The organism is Streptomyces sp. NBC_01707 (assembly GCF_041438805.1).
Taxonomy (GTDB): Bacteria; Actinomycetota; Actinomycetes; order Streptomycetales; family Streptomycetaceae; genus Streptomyces.
In genome coordinates, this window is the sequence record NZ_CP109190.1 from 5,976,905 (window position 1) to 5,996,013 (window position 19,109).

At 71.1% G+C, this 19,109-nt stretch carries 13 protein-coding genes; 9 read left to right on the forward strand and 4 right to left on the reverse strand.

Annotated elements, in window-relative coordinates; translation table 11 throughout:
* Positions 1-56 precede the first annotated feature (56 nt).
* Positions 57-1,667, reverse strand: coding sequence for an MFS transporter (locus OG963_RS26960; protein WP_371799540.1), 1,611 nt, complete (start codon positions 1,665-1,667; stop codon positions 57-59).
* Between the two features lie 430 nt (positions 1,668-2,097).
* Here OG963_RS26960 and OG963_RS26965 point away from each other — a divergent pair, with 430 nt between their 5' ends.
* The 3 genes from OG963_RS26965 to mfd all read left to right on the forward strand — a co-directional run bounded on the left by OG963_RS26965 (position 2,098) and on the right by mfd (position 9,317).
* The gene (locus OG963_RS26965; protein WP_030926818.1) at positions 2,098-2,886 is read left to right on the forward strand and encodes an ABC transporter ATP-binding protein; all 789 of its coding nucleotides are present in this window, start codon (positions 2,098-2,100) and stop codon (positions 2,884-2,886) included.
* Positions 2,883-5,468 carry an ABC transporter permease gene (locus tag OG963_RS26970; RefSeq protein WP_371799541.1) on the forward strand — a complete coding sequence of 862 codons (2,586 nt, stop codon included), beginning with the start codon at positions 2,883-2,885 and terminating at the stop codon, positions 5,466-5,468. The genes OG963_RS26965 and OG963_RS26970 overlap by 4 nt, the downstream gene beginning before the upstream one ends.
* Before the next feature lie 318 nt (positions 5,469-5,786).
* Positions 5,787-9,317: a transcription-repair coupling factor gene (gene mfd, locus OG963_RS26975; RefSeq protein WP_093776509.1), complete on the forward strand. Its 3,531-nt coding sequence runs from the start codon at positions 5,787-5,789 to the stop codon at positions 9,315-9,317.
* Here the strand turns inward: mfd and OG963_RS26980 are convergent.
* Positions 9,295-9,870, reverse strand: a complete 576-nt coding sequence (locus OG963_RS26980; RefSeq protein WP_093930439.1) for a TetR/AcrR family transcriptional regulator — start codon at positions 9,868-9,870, stop codon at positions 9,295-9,297. The genes mfd and OG963_RS26980 overlap by 23 nt on opposite strands.
* Before the next feature lie 105 nt (positions 9,871-9,975).
* Here OG963_RS26980 and OG963_RS26985 point away from each other — a divergent pair, with 105 nt between their 5' ends.
* The 3 genes from OG963_RS26985 to OG963_RS26995 all read left to right on the forward strand — a co-directional run bounded on the left by OG963_RS26985 (position 9,976) and on the right by OG963_RS26995 (position 12,675).
* A complete protein-coding gene (locus OG963_RS26985) occupies positions 9,976-10,842 on the forward strand; it encodes a hypothetical protein (RefSeq protein ID WP_371799542.1) in 867 nt (288 codons plus the stop codon).
* A 160-nt stretch (positions 10,843-11,002) separates the two neighbouring features.
* Complete coding sequence (locus OG963_RS26990) at positions 11,003-11,746, forward strand: HNH endonuclease family protein (protein WP_319739099.1); 744 nt, start codon at positions 11,003-11,005, stop codon at positions 11,744-11,746.
* A gap of 182 nt (positions 11,747-11,928) precedes the next feature.
* Positions 11,929-12,675: an N-acetyltransferase gene (locus OG963_RS26995; protein ID WP_319325216.1), complete on the forward strand. Its 747-nt coding sequence runs from the start codon at positions 11,929-11,931 to the stop codon at positions 12,673-12,675.
* A 44-nt stretch (positions 12,676-12,719) separates the two neighbouring features.
* Here the strand turns inward: OG963_RS26995 and OG963_RS27000 are convergent, their stop codons facing one another.
* Together OG963_RS27000 and OG963_RS27005 are read right to left on the reverse strand one after the other, a co-directional pair.
* Positions 12,720-13,454, reverse strand: a complete 735-nt coding sequence (locus OG963_RS27000) for a hypothetical protein (protein ID WP_093776517.1) — start codon at positions 13,452-13,454, stop codon at positions 12,720-12,722.
* A 39-nt stretch (positions 13,455-13,493) separates the two neighbouring features.
* Entirely contained in the window at positions 13,494-14,339 is an 846-nt protein-coding gene (locus OG963_RS27005) for a DUF4190 domain-containing protein (RefSeq protein ID WP_093930371.1), read from the reverse strand.
* Between the two features lie 233 nt (positions 14,340-14,572).
* Between OG963_RS27005 and OG963_RS27010 the strand changes: the two genes are divergently transcribed.
* From OG963_RS27010 to OG963_RS27020, 3 genes are all read left to right on the forward strand, one after another.
* A complete protein-coding gene (locus OG963_RS27010; RefSeq protein ID WP_093776521.1) occupies positions 14,573-16,738 on the forward strand; it encodes an N-6 DNA methylase in 2,166 nt (721 codons plus the stop codon).
* A gap of 129 nt (positions 16,739-16,867) precedes the next feature.
* On the forward strand, positions 16,868-17,527 hold the full coding sequence (locus OG963_RS27015; protein WP_093776523.1) for a hypothetical protein: 660 nt from the start codon (positions 16,868-16,870) through the stop codon (positions 17,525-17,527).
* Positions 17,524-19,056 carry a serine/threonine-protein kinase gene (locus OG963_RS27020; protein ID WP_093930369.1) on the forward strand — a complete coding sequence of 511 codons (1,533 nt, stop codon included), beginning with the start codon at positions 17,524-17,526 and terminating at the stop codon, positions 19,054-19,056. Before OG963_RS27015 ends, OG963_RS27020 begins: the two co-directional genes overlap by 4 nt.
* Positions 19,057-19,109 lie beyond the last annotated feature (53 nt).

Sequence of the window (19,109 nt, forward strand, 5' to 3'; positions counted from 1 at the left end):
TACTCGTGAGTAAAGCTGCTGGGGAGGGGTTGGCCGGAACTACCTACGGTAACCCTTCAGTTGTCCAGTCCTTTGTCAATTCCTGAGGCGTTCAGGACCCGGCTTCCGGCACCGCCGGCCTCCTCGGCGCCCTCGGCGAGGATCGGGAAGCGACGTGGCGCCACGAAGACCAGCACCAGCAGAGCCACCGCCGCGGCCGCTGCGGCCCCGAGGTAGACCTGGTCGACGGCCGCGTCGACGGCCCGCCGCAGATGGTCCGCCCCGGCGGCGGAGAGCGCACCCGGGTCGTCCAGTGCGTGCGAGATCGCGTCCAGGTCGCCGGGCAGCCCGGGGACGGGCGCGTCGGCGAGCCGGGACGCGAGGACGCCGTTGGCGACGGCCCCGAAGAGTGCGGCGCCAAGACTCTGGCCGACCTGGCGGCAGAAGAGCACGGAGGCGGTCGTCGTACCACGTTCGGACCAGCCGACCGTCGACTGGACGCCGACGATCAGCGGGAGCTGGAACAACCCCAGCGCCGCACCGAGCAGCAGCATGATCAGGGCCGGCTGCCACGGCTCGCCGGGATACGGCAGCAGCGGGAAGGACAGCAGGATCAACAGGGCGCCGCTCATGCCGATGATCGCGGTGCGGCGGAACCCGATGCGGTTGTAGACCCGGTTGGACAGGGCCGCCGACACCGGCCAGCTCAGCGTCATCACCGAGAGCACGAAACCGGCGGCGATCGGTCCGAGGCCGAGGACCGCCTGCGCGTACGTCGGCAGGAAGACGGTCGGGGCGACCATCAGCAGCCCCATCGCCCCCAGGGCCAGATTGACCGAGGCGATGGTCCGCCGCCGCCACACCCAGCCGGGGATGATCGGGTCGGCGGCGCGTCGCTCGATGACAACCGTCAGCGCGGCCAGGACGGCGCTCGTGCCCAGCAGGCCGAGCGACGGCGCCGACAGCCAGGGCCAGGCGACGCCGCCCTGCACGAGCGCGGTCAGCAGCAGGGCGCCGGTCGCGAAGACGGCGAGGGCGCCCGCCCAGTCGATGCGGAGCCGGGATGTACCCGCGGTGCGGCGGGCCCGGGAGGGTTCGTGGAGGTGGCGGACGACCAGCCAGAGCGCGACCGCCCCGATCGGCAGGTTGATCAGGAAGATCCAGCGCCAGTCGGCGTACGTCGCGAGCAGGCCGCCGACCACCGGCCCCGCGACGGCGGACGTCGCCCAGACGGTGGACAGCCTGGCCTGGATCCTCGGGCGTTCCTTGAGCGGGTAGAGGTCGGCGGCGATGGTCTGCACCGTGCCCTGCAGCGCGCCGCCGCCGAGCCCCTGGACGACGCGGAAGGCGATCAGGGCGGCCATGTTCCAGGCGACGGCGCAGAGAACCGATCCGGCGAGGAAGAGGATGATGCCGGCGATCAGGACCGGCTTGCGGCCGAAGGTGTCGGAGAGCTTGCCGTAGACCGGGAGGGTGACCGTCACGGCCAGCAGATAGCCGGAGAAGAGCCAGGAGAAGACGGCGAACCCGCCGAGGTCGCCGACGATCTGGGGGACCGCGGTGGAGACGATGGTGCCGTCGATCGCGGTCAGGGCCATGCCGAGCATCAGCGCGGCCACGACGCGGCCACGGCCACGGCCAGGGTGTGCGGTGGAGGAGGGTGCGGGGGCCGGTCCGGACCCGGACATCGCTTCGGTATCGCCGCCCGCGCTCACAAAGATCCCTTCCCTATGCACGTACTTTCCCGGGGACACTGTCTCACCCACTGCCGCGCCAGGACACCGGAACGGCCACGGCTGCCCGCGACCGCCCGTGGGTGGAGCCCCCTGATATCCGGCTCCACCCAGGGGCGGAGACCCCTAGGGGTAGCTCCTTACATCTGGCCGGGGACGGTTCCTCCCGGCGGAGGACGTGGCGCAGGGCTCCCGTTCCTTAGCGTGTTCCTACACCGCGATTGCGGCTGACCGCAGGGGGCGGGGTGGGGAAAACCCCACCCGAAGACTGCGCTGGGCACCAGCGCGCCGACAGCCGTCAGGCTCCAGACTCAGTACGTACACAACGACGCACTCAGTACGGGCACCACGACGTCCAGCTATCGACCGACATAGGAGAATTACCGTGACAACGGCTGTAACCATTCCCAGGCACGGGGGCACTGGAGGGCGTACGGCCGTCGCTGCGCGAGCGCGCCAGGTCGTCAAGGCGTACGGAGCCGGGGAGACCCGGGTCGTCGCGCTCGACCATGTCGATGTGGACATCGCCCGCGGGCAGTTCACGGCGATCATGGGCCCGTCCGGCTCCGGCAAGTCGACGCTGATGCACTGCCTGGCCGGTCTGGACACCGTGACCTCGGGTGAGATCCACCTGGACGAAACCGAGATCACGAAGCTCAAGGACAAGAAGCTCACCCAGCTGCGCCGGGACCGGATCGGCTTCATCTTCCAGGCGTTCAACCTGCTCCCGACGCTCAACGCGCTGGAGAACATCACGCTGCCCATGGACATCGCCGGCCGCAAGCCCGACGCCGAATGGCTGCGGCAGGTCGTGGACACGGTCGGTCTCGCCGAGCGGCTGAAGCACCGCCCCACCGAGCTCTCCGGCGGCCAGCAGCAGCGCGTCGCGGTGGCCCGGGCGCTCGCCGCCCGCCCGGAGATCATCTTCGGTGACGAGCCCACCGGGAACCTGGACTCGCGGGCCGGCGCCGAGGTGCTGACCTTCCTGCGCAAGTCGGTCGACGAGCTGAACCAGACCATCGTCATGGTCACCCACGACCCGGTGGCCGCCTCCTACGCCGACCGGGTGCTGTACCTCGCGGACGGTCGCATCGTCGACGAGATGCACAACCCGACGGCCGACCAGGTCCTCGACCGCATGAAGGACTTCGACGCGCGCGGGCGGACGTCATGACCGTCTGGAAGACCTCGATGCGCAACTTCTTCGCGCACAAGGGACGGATGGCGCTCTCCGCCGTCGCGGTCCTGCTGTCGGTGGCGTTCGTGTGCGGCACGCTCGTCTTCACCGACACGATGAACACCACGTTCGACAAGCTGTTCGCGGCGACCTCGGCCGATGTCACCGTCAGCCCCAGGAACGCGCAGGGCGCCGACGAGATGCCGCAGAACGGCAGGCCCGTCTCGCTGCCCGCCGCAGCTGTCGAGCAGGCCGGTGAGGCCGACGGGGTGAAGACCGCCGAGGGCGCGGTCACCAGCATGTCCGTCACCGTCGTCGACAGTCACAACAAGAACATGGGCTCCTCGACCGGCGCCCCGACGATCGCGGGCAACTGGACTCGGAACGACCTGCGTTCGATGGAGATCACCTCCGGACACGCACCGCGCGGACCGACCGAGGTCATGGTCGACGCCGACACCGCGGACAAGCACCACCTGAAGATCGGTGACGAGCTGCGCACCATCGCCGTCACCGGCGACATCAGGGCGACGATCAGCGGTATCGCCTCCTTCAAGGTCACCAACCCGGGTGCGGCCGTGGTCTACCTCGACACCGCCACCGCGCAGGCCAAGCTGCTCGGCAAGCCCGGTGTCTTCACCCACATCTCCGTCACCGCCGAACCCGGTGTCAGTGACACGCAGTTGAAGAAGAACGTCGCCACCGCCCTCGGTGACAGCGCCGCGTACAAGCTCCAGACCCAGCAGGAGGCCGCGGAGGCCAACAAGGACTCGATGGGTTCCTTCCTCGACGTGATGAAGTACGCGATGCTCGGCTTCGCCGGGATCGCCTTCCTCGTCGGCATCTTCCTCATCGTCAACACCTTCTCGATGCTGGTGGCCCAGCGCACCCGCGAGATCGGCCTGATGCGGGCCATCGGCTCCAGCCGCAGGCAGGTCAACCGGTCCGTGCTGGTCGAGGCGCTGTTCCTCGGCTTCGTCGGCTCCGTCCTCGGCGTCGGTGCCGGAATCGGTGTCGCCATCGGCCTGATGAAGCTCATGACCGCCATGGGTATGAACCTGTCCACCGAGGACCTCACGGTCGCCTGGACCACTCCGGTGCTCGGGGTGGCGCTCGGCGTCATCGTCACCGTCGTCGCCGCGTACGTCCCGGCCCGCCGGGCCGGGAAGATCTCCCCGATGGCCGCCCTGCGCGAAGTCGGCACCCCGGCGGACGGCCGCTCCGGCCGGGTACGGGCCCTGATCGGTCTGGTCCTCACGGCCGCCGGTGGCGCCGCCCTGTACACCGCGGCGCAGGCCGACGAGGCGAGCACCGGATCGCTCTTCCTCGGTGCCGGTGTCGTCCTCACCCTGATCGGCTTCATCGTGATCGGTCCGCTGCTGGCCGGCTTCGTGGTCCGGGTGCTCAGCACGGTGGTGCTGCGGATGTTCGGTCCGGTCGGACGGATGGCGGAGCGCAACGCGCTGCGCAACCCGCGGCGTACCGGAGCGACCGGAGCGGCCCTGATGATCGGCCTCGCGCTGGTGGCCTGTCTCTCCGTCGTCGGCTCGTCGATGGTCGCCTCGGCGACCGAGGAGCTCGACAGGTCGGTCGGCGCGGACTTCATCGTCCAGCCGAGCGGCAACCCGCCCCAGCCGATCGTGCCGCAGGCCGCGAAGGCCTTGGAGGCCGTCCCGGGTATCGAGCACATCACCGACTACAAGTCGGTCGGTGCCAAGCTCACCGCCCCCGACGGCGCGGTCGAGGACGAGGGTGTCGTCGCCGCGGACCCGACGTACCAGGACGACCTGCGCCGCGAGACGGTCTCGGGGAATCTGGCCGACGCCTACGGCAAGGACGCCATGTCGGTCGGTGACACGTACGCCACCCGGCACAAGATCGAGGTCGGCGACCGGATCACCGTCGCGTTCAAGGACGGTGGGACGGCGAAGCTGAAGGTCGCCGCGATCACCTCGGACGACACGAACGTCGACAAGGGCGCGATGTACACCAACATCACGACCGCCGAGAAGTACGTCCCCGCCGACAAGATGCCGAAGAACATGATCATGTTCGCCAAGGCGCAGGACGGCAAGCAGAAGGAGGCGTACGCGGCCCTCAAGGACGCCCTCGCCGCCTACCCGCAGTACACCGTGCAGAACCAGGCCGACTTCAAGCAGGACCTGAAGGACCAGATCGGCCAGCTGCTGAACATCGTCTACGGTCTGTTGGCGCTCGCGATCATCGTCGCGGTGCTCGGTGTGGTGAACACCCTGGCCCTGTCGGTGGTCGAGCGGACCCGGGAGATCGGCCTGATGCGTGCCATCGGCCTCTCCCGCCGCCAGCTGCGCCGCATGATCCGCCTGGAGTCGGTGGTCATCGCGCTCTTCGGTGCCCTGCTCGGCCTCGGCCTGGGCATGGGCTGGGGCACGGCCGCGCAGAAGCTGCTGGCCCTGGAAGGCCTCGGCGTGCTGGAGATTCCGTGGCCGACGATCCTCACGGTCTTCGTCGGCTCGGCCTTCGTCGGCCTGTTCGCGGCCCTGGTCCCGGCGTTCCGGGCGGGCCGGATGAACGTGCTGAACGCGATCGCCACCGAATAGCGGTCGCGGAGATCCACGTAGGATGACTGGTCCGGCTCCGGGGTGTTCCTCCAAACACCCCGGAGCCGGTTGCGTTGCCGCTGCTCCCGTCGCGTCGTCCCCCGCACCGCCGGGGGACGACGTGCCGTAGGACGTGGCCGGCCGGGGCCGCGGGGCGACCGGATCCGGCCCGCCGAGCCGGATTGCGGGCGCGGGTGTCACAGGGGAGTCGTACGCTGGGAACCCCCGGCCCGTGATACGTGTCGGGCCCTTCGCGTTGCCCCCTGGCAGCAGCCGGCTGCCGGAACCTCGCCCTCGTAACCCGGACGGAAGCGCTTCATGAGCCTGCACGGTCTGCTGGATGCCGTCGTACGTGACCCGGCACTCGCCGAAGCGGTGAAGGCCGCCAGCGACGGCCACCGGATGCATGTCGACCTCGTCGGCCCTGCTGCTGCCCGCCCCTTCGCCGTGGCCGCACTGGCCCGCGAGGCCGGGCGGACGGTGCTCGCCGTCACCGCGACCGGACGGGAGGCCGAGGACCTGGCCGCCGCCCTGCGGACGCTGCTGCCCCCGGACAGCATCGCCGAGTTCCCGTCCTGGGAGACCCTGCCGCACGAGCGGCTCTCACCGCGCTCCGACACGGTGGGCCGCCGTCTCGCGGTGCTGCGCCGGCTCGCGCACCCGAGGGCCGACGACCCCGAGACCGGCCCGGTCAGCGTCGTCGTCGCACCGGTGCGTTCCGTACTGCAGCCGCAGGTCAAGGGGCTGGGCGACCTGGAGCCCGTGGCGCTGCGCATCGGCCAGAGCGCCGATCTCGGCAAGACCGTCGAGGCGCTCGCGGCAGCCGCGTACTCCCGGGTCGAACTGGTCGAGAAGCGCGGTGAGTTCGCCGTCCGTGGCGGCATTCTGGACGTTTTCCCGCCGACCGAGGAGCACCCCCTCCGGGTGGAGTTCTGGGGCGACGACGTCGAGGAGATCCGCTACTTCAAGATCGCCGACCAGCGGTCGCTGGAGATCGCCGAGCACGGGCTGTGGGCGCCGCCCTGCCGTGAGCTGCTGCTCACCGACGAGGTGCGCGAACGGGCCGCCGCCCTCGCCGAGCGCCACCCGGAGCTGGGCGAGCTGCTCGGCAAGATCGCCGAAGGGATCGCGGTGGAGGGCATGGAGTCCCTCGCCCCGGTCCTCGTCGACGACATGGAGCTGCTGCTCGACGTGCTGCCCAAGGGGTCGATGGCGCTGGTCTGCGACCCTGAGCGGGTCCGCACCCGGGCCGCGGACCTGGTCGCCACCAGCCAGGAGTTCCTCCAGGCGTCCTGGGCGGCGACGGCTGGTGGTGGTGAAGCCCCGATCGATGTCGACGCCGCCTCCCTGTGGGGCATCGCGGACGTCCGCGACCGGGCTCGCGAGCTGAACATGATGTGGTGGTCGGTCTCGCCGTTCGCCGCGGACGCCGAGCTCGACGAGGACACGCTGAAGCTCACGATGCACGCCCCGGAGTCGTACCGCGGCGACACCGCCCGGGCGCTCGCCGACACCAAGGGCTGGCTCGCCGAGGGCTGGCGCACGGTGTACGTCACCGAGGGCCAGGGGCTCGCCACCCGTACCGTCGAGGTGCTCGGCGGCGAAGGCATCCCGGCCCGCCTCGACGCGGACCTGGCGGAGATCTCGCCGTCGGTCGTCCATGTCTCGTGCGGTGCGATCGACCACGGCTTCGTCGACCCGGCGCTGAAGCTCGCCGTCCTCACCGAGACGGACCTGACCGGTCAGCGCACCGCCACCAAGGACCTGGGCCGGATGCCGGCCCGCCGCCGCAAGACCATCGACCCGCTGACGCTGGAGACGGGCGACTACATCGTCCACGAGCAGCACGGTGTGGGCCGCTACATCGAGATGGTGCAGCGCACGGTGCAGGGCGCCACCCGCGAGTACCTGCTCGTCGAGTACGCCCCCGCCAAGCGTGGCCAGCCCGGTGACCGCCTCTACATCCCGACCGACCAGCTGGAGCAGGTCACCAAGTACGTCGGCGGTGAGGCCCCCACCCTGCACCGGCTCGGCGGCGCCGACTGGACGAAGACCAAGGCGCGTGCCAAGAAGGCCGTCAAGGAGATCGCCGCCGACCTCATCAAGCTGTACTCGGCGCGGATGGCGGCGCCCGGCCATGTCTTCGGCCCCGACACCCCGTGGCAGCGCGAGCTGGAGGACGCCTTCCCGTACGCGGAGACGCCGGACCAGCTCACCACGATCGCCGAGGTCAAGGAGGACATGGAGAAGTCGGTCCCGATGGACCGGCTGATCTGCGGCGACGTCGGGTACGGCAAGACGGAGATCGCGGTGCGTGCCGCGTTCAAGGCGGTGCAGGACGGCAAGCAGGTGGCCGTTCTCGTTCCCACCACGCTCCTGGTCCAGCAGCACTACGGCACGTTCACCGAGCGCTACTCCCAATTCCCGGTCAGCGTACGGGCGCTGAGCCGCTTCCAGTCCGACACCGAGTCGAAGGCGACCCTTCAAGGTCTGCGTGAGGGCTCCGTCGACCTGGTCATCGGCACGCACCGGCTGTTCTCCTCGGAGACGAAGTTCAAGGACCTGGGGCTGGTCATCGTCGACGAGGAGCAGCGCTTCGGCGTCGAGCACAAGGAGCAGCTGAAGAAGCTCCGGGCCAACGTCGACGTGCTCACCATGTCCGCGACGCCGATCCCCCGCACGCTCGAGATGGCTGTCACCGGCATCCGCGAGATGTCGACGATCACCACGCCTCCCGAGGAGCGCCACCCGGTCCTGACCTTCGTCGGCCCGTACGAGGAGAAGCAGATCGGCGCGGCCATCCGTCGTGAACTGCTGCGTGAGGGGCAGGCGTTCTACATCCACAACCGTGTCGAGTCCATCGACCGCGCGGCCGCCCGCCTCCGCCAGATCGTCCCCGAGGCCCGGATCGCGACCGCACACGGGCAGATGTCGGAACAGGCCCTGGAGCAGGTCGTCGTCGACTTCTGGGAGAAGAAGTTCGACGTCCTGGTCTCGACGACGATCGTCGAGTCCGGCATCGACATCTCCAACGCCAACACGCTGATCGTGGAGCGCGGCGACAACTTCGGTCTCTCCCAGCTCCACCAGCTGCGCGGGCGCGTCGGCCGTGGCCGGGAGCGCGGTTACGCGTACTTCCTGTACCCGCCGGAGAAGCCGCTCACCGAGACCGCCCACGAGCGCCTGGCCACGATCGCCCAGCACACGGAGATGGGCGCGGGCATGTACGTGGCCATGAAGGACCTGGAGATCCGCGGCGCCGGAAACCTTCTGGGCGGCGAACAGTCCGGCCACATCGCGGGCGTCGGCTTCGACCTGTACGTACGCATGGTCGGCGAGGCCGTCGCCGACTACCGGGCCTCGCTCGAAGGCGGCGTCGAGGAGGAGCCGCCGCTGGAGGTCAAGATCGAGCTCCCGGTCGACGCGCACGTCCCGCACGACTACGCCCCCGGCGAGCGGCTGCGTCTCCAGGCGTACCGCGCGATCGCGTCCGCCACCACGGAGGACGACATCAAGGCGGTCCGCGAGGAGCTCACCGACCGCTACGGCAAGCTCCCGGAGCCGGTCGAGAACCTCCTGCTCGTCGCGGGCCTGCGGATGCTGGCCCGTGCCTGCGGCGTCGGCGACATCGTGCTCCAGGGCCCGAACATCCGGTTCGCCCCGGTGGAACTGCGCGAGTCGCAGGAACTGCGCCTGAAGCGCCTCTACCCGAAGACGGTGATCAAGCCGGCTCTCCACCAGATCCTGGTCCCGCGCCCGACCACCGGAAGGGTCGGCGGCAAGCCGGTCGTCGGCCGCGAACTGCTGGCCTGGACCGGCGAGTTCCTCACGACGATTCTGGGGTCGTGAACAGCAGCCGGGTGAGCGACCGGAACACCTCCTCGGGGTTCCGGTCGCCCAGCGGGTCGTTCAGATTGCCACTGAGGAGCAGGGTGGCGTAGCCGTGGGCCAGGGACCAGGCGGCGATGCCGGCGAGGCGCGGGTCGTCACCGCGTCCCTCGGCGGGGAGGCCGGTGACCCCTGCGCGCAGCGCCTGTGCCGCGCGGGCCTTCGCCGCGAGGAGTTCCGGGTCGTCCGGGTGGTGGAGCTCCGGCTGGAACATCACCTGGAAGTGCGCGGGGTGGCCGGCCGCGAACCGTACGTACCGCACACCCCGTTCCCGTAGGTCCGGCGCGTCGGCGAGCGCGTCGGCGAAGAGTCCGTACCCCTCGGCGGCGATGGCGGTGAGCAGGCCCGTGCGGTCCTTGAAGTGGTGGGCGGGGGCGGCGTGGGAGACGCCGGCCCGGCGGGCCAGGTCGCGCAGGCTCAGGGCGCCGGGGCCCTCGGTGCGGATGACGTCGAGTGCGGCGGTGAGGACGGCCCGTCGCAGGTCGCCGTGGTGGTAGGTGCGATCGCTGCTCATGGTCAGCACATTACGCGGAATCTAGTCATTGACAAGTTCGGGTGGGACGAGGATTCTCTAGAACTAGTCAGCGACAAGATGATGGATCGGTCGGAGGGTGGAGACATGTCCGAGGAGTTGGGGCGCGTACGTCAGATGTGGCACCTGCTGGAGCCTCTGCACGCGGTGCTCTATTACGCGCCGGAGGCGTTCGAGGAGGCGGCCGCGCTCGGCTACCGCACCGATGAGCGCTGGCCCAGCTACTTCGCCTGGCGCGCGGCGCCGCTGGGGGCGGTGGGCGCGGAGCGGGTCGCCGAAACCTTCCACAGCTTCAGTCCACAGATGGTGCGTGAGCACATTCCGGCCGCCTGGTCCGTCGCCTCTCCCGATGCGGTGGTCGCGGCCCGCACGAAGGCGGTCGACCGTGCGTACCGGGCGCTGTTCGGGGAGCAGGCCGCCGGCCCGGAGATCACCGACGCCGCCGCGCTGGCCCGGCGCGTCGCGGAGGCCGCCGATGTGACCGGTCGCCCGCTGGCCGAGGCCAACGCCGCCCTGCCGTGGCCGGAGGCACCGCATTCGGCGCTCTGGCACGCGGCGACGGTTCTGCGCGAGCACCGCGGGGACGGGCACATCGCCGCGCTCGCCGAGGCGGGGCTCGACCCGGTCGAGTCGCTGGTCTCGTTCGCCGGCATCGGTGCCGCACGCCCGGAGGTGTTCGAGAGCCGGGCCTGGAGCGGCGAGGAGTGGGACGCGGCCCGCGGACGGCTGGTGAAGCGCGGGCTGTTGGAGGAGGACGGTACGGCGACGGAGGCCGGCCGGGCGCTGCGTACCGAAGTCGAGAGGCGCACCGACGAGCAGGCGTCCGCACCCTGGCGGGTGCTCGGCGAGGGAGAGCGGGAGCGGCTCGTGGAGCTGCTGGGGCCGCTGTGGGTTGCGGCGATCGGGTCCGGGTTGCTGCCGTCCGAGACGACGCTCGGCATCGGGAAGGTGTGAGGAGGCAGGCGTCGGGAGAAGGGGAGTGTGATTCGGGCCGCATCCTTCGGGGTTCGCGGCCATGAACGTCCTTCGGCGGGGAAGACGTCCGTAGGATTCGCGGGTTCGACTTCCCCCGTCAGGACGGCTTCGAGTGATATCTCCCCACGCGTACCGAGTGATGCTGCCCGCGCTGTGCGCGGCGGCGGTTCTGGCCCTGGCGGGCTGTGACCCCGATGACGTGACCGCCGGTGGCAGCGGATCGGGGGGCGGCGGGCAGTCGGCGGGCGGCTTCGGCGCCGGCCCGCTGAGCAACCCCGACGGCACGAAGCCCGGCCTCGCCCCTCTCACCTCCGACACGGACCGGGCCGCCGCCCGGAAGCTCATCGAGAAGGTCGACACGAAGGGCCGCGGGCCGAAGACCGGTTACGAGCGGGACAAGTTCGGCTACGCCTGGAAGGATTCGGTCGACGGGATCCCGCTGTCCCGCAACGGCTGCGACACCCGCAACGACCTGTTGGCCAGGGACGGAAAGGATGTCGAGCTCCGGTCGGGGTCGGACTGCGTCGTCGTCTCCATGACCCTCAAGGACCCGTACACCGGCTCGACCATCGAGTGGAGCAAGCGGCAGGCGACGAAGGTCCAGATCGACCACGTCATGCCGCTCTCGTACGACTGGCAGATGGGCGCCTCGCGCTGGCCCGAGGCCAAGCGTCAGCAGATCGCCAACGACCCGCTCAACCTGATCCCGGTCGACGGCCCGGCCAACAACGCCAAGCGTGACTCCGGCCCGGCCTCCTGGCTGCCGCCGTACAAGCAGATCCGCTGCTCGTACGCGGTGCGGTTCGCGCAGGTCTCGCTGAAGTACGCGCTGCCGGTGACCACCGCCGACAAGCGGGCGATGCTGGCGCAGTGCGGCGGTTGACGGCGTCGGGCCGCTGAGAAGGGTCACGCACGAGGCGCTGGAGGCAGCCGCCCCTCCGGGTGGTCCGGCGCCGACGGAGCCGGACGGCGCCGGGCGTACGCGCGCTCACGCCGCCGCGGCCGTGCGGCGGGGCATCGGCAAACAGGTTGGCTTCGGGAATCCCGCTGCCTAGCGTGTGGTGGATGGAGCTGAAGATCACCACCCTCGCCGCGCGCCCCGAGCTCGCCGGACCCATGCAGGAGATGCCCGAGACCTGGCCGGAGTTCGTCCTGGAGGACCTCGTCGGGTGGGCCAACTACCCCAGGCTCGCCGTCGATTTCCCGGAGTACGCGCTCGTCGCGACGGACCCGGACGGCGGTGTCGCCGCGCGGGCGTACAGCGTGCCGTTCGCGCTGCATGTCCCTGGGCGCGGGGAGTTGCCCGAGGGTGGCTGGGACCAGTCGCTGCTGTGGGCCTTCTCCGACCTGCGGCGTGGGCGTACGCCGGACACGGTCGGCGCGGTCGAGATCGCCGTCGCCAAGGGGCGGCAGGGGGAGGGGATCTCGGGGCGGATGGTCGCCGCGATGCGGGAGAACGCCGGGCGGCTCGGGTTCCGGGAGCTCGTCGCCCCCGTGCGGCCGAGCGCCAAGCACCTGGACGCCTCGGCCCCGATGGAGGAGTACGCCCGCCGGACCCGGGCGGAGGATGGGCTTCCGTTCGACCCGTGGCTGCGCGTCCATGTGCGGGCGGGCGGTGTGATCGAGGCGGTGGCGCCGGTGTCCATGACGGTGTCGGGTTCCCTCGAGCGGTGGCGGTCCTGGACCGGGCTGCCGTTCGACGAGGACGGCCCGGTGGAGGTTCCGGGGGCGTTGGTGCCGGTGCAGTGTTCGGTGGCGCACGGATACGCGGTGTACGTGGAGCCCAATGTCTGGGTACGGCATCGGGTGTGACGACGAACGACCCGCCTGTACGTGCGTACAGGCGGGTCCGTGTCTCAGACGGCCGGTCTCTTCACCGTGAACGGTTTGTCGAACTCGGTGAACTCGACGGTGAGCGGGGTCCCCGTGCTGAAGCGCAGCTTCAGGAGGTGGGGCCTGCCCTCCGCGGCGACCGCCGCCTGCCATGTCCCGCCGCCCGTCCGGCCGGTGAGGGACAGGGCGGGCACGGAACCGACAGTGGTCGCCCTCCCCTTGTGCGCGGTATCGCTGTACTCCGCCAGGCGGTCGAGGAAACCCCTCCGGTCGCAGTAGCCCAGGGTCTGCGCCGTGAACCTGTCGGCGCGGTCCGCCTTCACCCAGCGGCCCGTGAGTTTCTTGACCTCGGCGTTCGTGTCGGTGTGCCGCGGCCGGCCCGCGGAAGCCGCCCGCAGCATCGCCTCGTCGGACTGGGTGTAGACCGTGCCGCCGGTCCTGACCAGGTCCATCGTGCCTGCCGCGCCCATGGACAGGGTCACCGTGCACTCGCCCCTGATGTCGGTGGCCACGTACGCCTCGACCGGGGTGCCGTCGGGTGACTTCGTTCCCACGGTGATACGTACCGCCTTGGCGGCCCGGGTCGCCGCCAGGGCCTTGTCGGCGACTTCGGGGCCCGTCAGACGGGCGAAGGGCGCGGTGTCGTTCTGCTGCGCGAACACCGGGTTGCAGGCCGTGAGAGCCAGGGCCGTGACGGCGCAGAGCGTCGCTGTCGCGGTGCGCAGAGCGGTTGCGGCGATGCGGGCGAGGAGGCGCATGGTCGGGCTCCCGTCGGGGTGGCGAAGGGGCGGGGCGCTCTAGAGCTTCAGGTCCCACTGGGTGGCGTCGTACGTGAAGCCGGGGTTGACCTCGACGGTCAGGTTCTTGGCGTCCGCCGGGGCGTCGAAGGCGAACTGGACGGTGACCTTCTTGCCCGGCAGGACCGTGCCGCTGAAGCCCTCGCCGACCTTGCCGTCGAAGATCTGCTCGGCGTCCACGCCGTCCTTGCCGGCCCGCGCCTCGACGCTGACGAGCGCCGAGTCGAACTTCTCCTTGCCCGCGTTCTCGATGACCACGGCGATCCGGTACGCCTTGTTGCCCTTCGTGTGACCGGCGGCGTACGAGTCGGGGGTGTACGAGGTCGCGCCGCCGACCGTGACCGTCAGATCGTCGTCGTAGACGGCCGAGTCACCGGCCTCCAGCGCCTTGCCGGCGTCCGGCTTGCCGCCGGAATCCTTGCCCTTGTCCTTTCCGGAGCCCGTGCCGCCGGCCTTCGGCGCGGCGGTGGCCGTGGTGTCCGACACCGCCTTGTCGAGCTCGTCCACCGCGTCGCCCACCGCCTTGAACGTGATCACCGCGCCGACCACCGAGAGGATCAGCGCGATCAGACCGAGGACGGCGCCGAACGTGGTCGCGCCCTTGTTGGTGGCCTCGCCGCGCTTGACCCGGCCCCGGCCGACCAGGCCGAGGATCAGGGCGATGACGCCGAGGATGCCCGCCAGCCAGAAGAGGAACGGGATCAGGCCGGAGACGGCGCCGATGATGCCGAGGATCAGTGCCGCGATGCCGAGGCCGTTGCGGGCCGGGCGGAGGCCCGGCGTCCGGGCCGGGGCGTACGGCTGCTGGGGCTGCGGGGACTGCGGCGGCTGCGTGAACTGGGACATGGCTGTGCCCTCCGGCAAGTACAGGGATGAGTGGTGAGCGGAATGCTGCGCCGCCTGGTGTAGCGACAGGTCAATAACAGCAGAGCTTGTGAACCGAGTCAACAGCGTTCACGCGAAACAGGTTCATGCACGGCGTGAACCGATGTCGTGTGAACGGCTCGGTATGCTCGCCTACACAGAGCAGGCAGCGCGGACGGATCAGGACCAGGGCGCCAGGACCAGGGAGACAGTCAGTGCCGGAGAACTCGACAGAGGTGACCGCGGCCGGGATCGCCCGGCTCGCGGGCGTGGGCCGCGCCGCCGTCAGCAACTGGCGCCGCCGCCACGCCGACTTCCCCAAGCCGGTCGGCGGCACGGAGACCAGCCCGTCCTTCGCCCTGCCGGAAGTCGAACAGTGGCTGCGCGACCAGGGGAAGCTCGCCGAGATCCCGCTCCGTGAACGGGTCTGGCAGCAACTGGCCGGGCACCCGGCCGGCGCCGTCCCCGCCCTCGTCCACGCGGGCTGCGCCCTGCTGCTCGTCCGGGACAGGCCCACCGCCTGGCTGGAGATCACCGCCGTGTCGGACGAGCGGATGGCCACGGTGCTGCACCTCGCCCTGACCGACCTGCTCGCCGCCCGCTTCGGTCCGGTCGCCGAGTCGGGCGACGGAAGCGGAGGCGGACCGAGCGGGTGCGTACGCGCTGTTCACACCCCCACCGCCGACGAACTCCTTCCGTCCGTTCCCCTGCTGCGCGCCACTGCCGAACTCGCCGCCGGGATCGGCGCCCGTCAGGCCTTCGAGTTCCTCCTCGGCCGCCAGCTCGACGCCAACCCGCGCCAGTTCACCCTCACCCCTCCGGACCTCGCCGAGCTGATGGCCGCCCTCGTGGAGACGGGCAGCCGGTCCGCCCGTACGGTCCTCGACCCGGCGACGGGAACCGGCGCCCTGCTGCGCGCCCTCAGCCGTCCGACCGCCCTGTACGGGCAGGATGCCGACCCCGACCTCGCTGCGCTCACCGCGCTCCGCCTCGCCCTGAACTCCACCGTCGAGAGCTGCACGGTCGCCGTGCGGACCGGCGACACCCTGCGCGCCGACGCGTTCCCACGGCTCGCCGTCGACGCCGTGCTCTGCCACCCGCCGTTCAACGAGCGCAACTGGGGGCACGACGAGCTCGCCTACGACCCCCGCTGGGAGTACGGCTTCCCCGCCCGTACGGAGTCCGAACTCGCCTGGGTCCAGCACGCGCTGGCGCATCTGCGCGAGGGCGGCACCGCCGTCCTGCTGATGCCCCCGGCCGCCGCGTCGCGCCGTTCCGGCCGCCGGATCCGTGCCGATCTGCTGCGCCGCGGTGCCCTTCGTGCCGTCGTCGCCCTTCCGGCCGGCGCAGCGCCCCCGTACGGCATCCCGCTCCACCTCTGGGTGCTGCGCAAGCCGGGCGCCGGTGTGCGCCCCTCACCGGAGCTGCTGCTCGTGGACACCGCCGAGCCCGCCGAACCGGCCGCGGCGACCGCTGCCGCCACCGCGTCGGGCGGGCGCGACCGGCTCGACTGGCAAGCGGTGCGCAGCGCCGTGCTGGACGCGTGGGAGCCGTTCGACCGGGCGGAGCGGACCGGTCCCGAGTCGGACGCCTCCCTCGGCCGGACCGGCCCGGACCGGCCGGGTGTCAGCCGGGTCGTCCCCGTCATCGAACTCCTGGACGACGATGTGGACCTGGCTCCCGCCCGCCATCTGCCCCCGCCGACGGCCGCCGGCGGGTCGGCCGAACTCACCCGCGTACGGGACCGGCTGACCGAGACGCTGCGGCTGACCGCCACTCTCACCCCGCCGCTCGCGGACCTCTCCGACCCGGCCCGCTGGCCTCTCACCACCGTCGGTGAACTCGCCCGTGCCGGCGCACTCCAGCTCCGCACCGGCGGCTCCGGCACCGGACCCGGACCCGTCCTCACGGAATACGACGTCCTGGGCTCCACCGCCCCCTCCGGAACACTTCCCGCCACCACCGACGGGCCGCCCGAGGAGCCGGTCCTCGTCGAGCCCGGTGATGTCGTCGTCCCCGTACTGGGCGGCGGCACCGTCGCCCGGGTGATCGACGAGGCCACCGCGGGCGCCGCACTGGGCCGCAACCTTCAGCTGCTGCGCCCCGATCCGGCCGCTCTCGACCCGTGGTTCCTCGCCGGTTTCCTGCGCGGCACCGCCAACAACCGGCAGGCCAGCAGTTACGCGTCGACCGCGACCCGGCTCGACGCCCGCCGCCTCCAGCTGCCGCGCCTGCCGCTCGCCGAACAGCAGCGGTACGGAGCGCAGTTCCGTGCCCTCGCCGCCTTCGAGGACGCGCTCCGGCTGACCGGCCGGCTCGGGGGACAGCTGGTCCAGGGGATGTACGACGGGCTGACAGACGGTACGGTCACGCCGAAGTGAGCTGAACCACAACGGTTCCGTACAACCCCGGGACCGTTGTCGGTGTCGCCCTTTACGCTCAGGTCTGCCAGATCTGCGCGCGCTCACAGGTGCGTTCAGCACTTCCCCGACCAGGTACCAGGAGCAGCCATGTACGGCCCGGGTCATCCGCCGCAGCCGACGCCTATGCCGCCGCGTCGGCTGCCCAGCCGGGCCTGGATCGTGTCGATGCGTGTGCTGTTCGTGGTGCTCTCGGTGGGATCGATCGGTCTGCTGCTGTGGGCTCCGCTGCTGCGTCTCGCGATCGTGCGCCGCCGGACGTCCGACTGGTGGCTGACCGGGGCCGGTTTCGTGTTCGTCTGTGTCCTCCTGCCCGTCGTGGGCCGGGACGGCAGCAATGCCGACGCCAACGGCATCGACTTCGTTCTCATACCGATGCTGCTCCTGGCGATGCTGGCCGCCCCCGTGTACTACCTGGTCGCGGACATCCGTCACTACGAGCAGTTCGAGAAGCAGCCTTTCGCCGGTGGATACCTGCCGCCGGTGCCGGGGTACGGGTACACGACCGTGCCTGTACAGCAGCCGCGGCCTGCTCAGTCGCCGCAGTACCAGCCACAGCCACAGCCACAGCAGTACCAGCAGCATCAGCCGCCTCGGTACCAGCCCCACTCCCAGGATGCGCATCCCCAGAGCTCGCAACCCCAGCCCGGGCAGCGCGCGTCCACGCCCACCCCGCCCCACCGCATCGACCAGGTCCGCGCCGAGCTCGACGAGCTGAGCGACTACCTCCGTAAGGAGGAGGACCGTTGAGCGGACGCGTCATCGCCGGGCGGTACGAGCTGGCGACCGTCCTGGGCCAGGGCGGCATGGGCCAGGTCTGGACGGCGTACGACCAACGCCTCGACCGCAGGGTCGCGGTGAAGCTGCTCCGGCCCGACCGGGTCGCCGGACCCGGCGGCAGCGGTGCCGCCGACGAGCTGCGACGCCGGTTCGTGCGCGAGTGCCGGGTCACCGCCCAGGTGGACCATCCGGGTCTGGTCACCGTCCACGACGCGGGTAATGACGACGACGACCTGTTCCTCGTCATGCAGTACGTCGAGGGCTCCGACCTCGCCGACCATCTCGCCGAGCACGACCCGTATCCCTGGCAGTGGGCCGTCGCCGTGGCCGCCCAGCTCTGCGCCGCGCTCTCCGCCGTGCACGCCGTGCCGATCGTCCACCGCGACCTCAAGCCACGCAATCTGATGGTGCGCCCGGACGGCACGATCACCGTCCTCGATCTCGGCGTCGCCTCCGTCCTGGACAACGACACCACCCGGCTCACCCACACCGGTACGCCGATCGGTTCCCCGGCCTACATGGCGCCCGAGCAGGCGATGGGCGGCGCCGTCGGCCCGTACACCGACCTCTACGCGCTCGGTGTGCTGCTCCACGAACTGCTCAGCGGGGACGTGCCGTTCGCCGGATCCACCGCCCTCGGTGTGCTGCACCGCCACCTCTACGAGCCGCCGCTCCCGGTCCGGCAGATCCGACCCGAGATCCCCGAGCCGCTCGAAGCGCTCGTGCTGCGGCTGCTCGCCAAGGACCCGCAGCACCGTCCGGCGAGCGCCCAGGAGGTGTACGAGCACCTCACCCCGCTCCTCCCGTCCCGCTCCACGGGGCTGCCGTCCGGCCCGCTCGACCCGACCCGCCCGTTTCTGCGGCCGCACGCCCCGTGGCCCGACCTCGTCACCACTCCGCCCGCCGCGCAGCCGGCGCCGGTGGCCGCCAAACCGGATGTCGCGGCCGCCGTCGACGAGGTGAAGCAGCTGCTCGGACAGGGCAGGATCACCCAGGCCGTGGACATCCTCGGTGGCATCCTCCCGGCCGCGGCCGAACAGCACGGTGAGGGTTCGCCGGTGGTCCGCATCCTGCGCAAGCAGTACGCGGCGACGCTCATGGACGACGGGCAGTACCGTCGCGCCCTGCCCGAACTGCGCCGCCTCGCCGACGACCGCGCGGCGGAGGCCGGCCCGGCCGACACCCAGACGCTCCAGTACCGCTACGACGCGGCGCAATGCCTGGAGCAGCTGGGCGAACCGGCCGCCGCGCTCGCGGAGTACCGCGCGGTCCTGCCGTACTACGAGAACCAGTACGCGACGGGCAACGACCCGGCCCGTTCCTTCGAGATCCGTCAGCGCATCGGGTATCTGCTGCTCGCGGTCGGCGACCACGCGGCGGCGCGCGGACAGCTCCAGGCGCTGCTGTACGACACTGAGCGGATGTACGGGCCGCACCACCCACTGCCGGTGGAGCTGCGCCGCCAGCTCGACCGTCAGATGCAGGTCCGCGGCGGCTGAGCGGACCGGCCGGGGCCGACCGGTCGGGGTCCGGTCCCGCCAGGGATACGGGG

Bases quoted from the DNA above. Each gene is read 5' to 3' on its own strand.
- OG963_RS26960 (WP_371799540.1), bottom strand. From the start codon at position 1,667: ATGTCCGGGTCCGGACCGGCCCCCGCACCCTCCTCCACCGCACACCCT.
- OG963_RS26970 (WP_371799541.1), top strand. From the start codon at position 2,883: ATGACCGTCTGGAAGACCTCGATGCGCAACTTCTTCGCGCACAAGGGA.
- mfd (WP_093776509.1), top strand. From the start codon at position 5,787: ATGAGCCTGCACGGTCTGCTGGATGCCGTCGTACGTGACCCGGCACTC.
- OG963_RS26980 (WP_093930439.1), bottom strand. From the start codon at position 9,870: ATGAGCAGCGATCGCACCTACCACCACGGCGACCTGCGACGGGCCGTC.
- OG963_RS26985 (WP_371799542.1), top strand. From the start codon at position 9,976: ATGTCCGAGGAGTTGGGGCGCGTACGTCAGATGTGGCACCTGCTGGAG.
- OG963_RS26990 (WP_319739099.1), top strand. From the start codon at position 11,003: ATGCTGCCCGCGCTGTGCGCGGCGGCGGTTCTGGCCCTGGCGGGCTGT.
- OG963_RS26995 (WP_319325216.1), top strand. From the start codon at position 11,929: ATGGAGCTGAAGATCACCACCCTCGCCGCGCGCCCCGAGCTCGCCGGA.
- OG963_RS27000 (WP_093776517.1), bottom strand. From the start codon at position 13,454: ATGCGCCTCCTCGCCCGCATCGCCGCAACCGCTCTGCGCACCGCGACA.
- OG963_RS27005 (WP_093930371.1), bottom strand. From the start codon at position 14,339: ATGTCCCAGTTCACGCAGCCGCCGCAGTCCCCGCAGCCCCAGCAGCCG.
- OG963_RS27015 (WP_093776523.1), top strand. From the start codon at position 16,868: ATGTACGGCCCGGGTCATCCGCCGCAGCCGACGCCTATGCCGCCGCGT.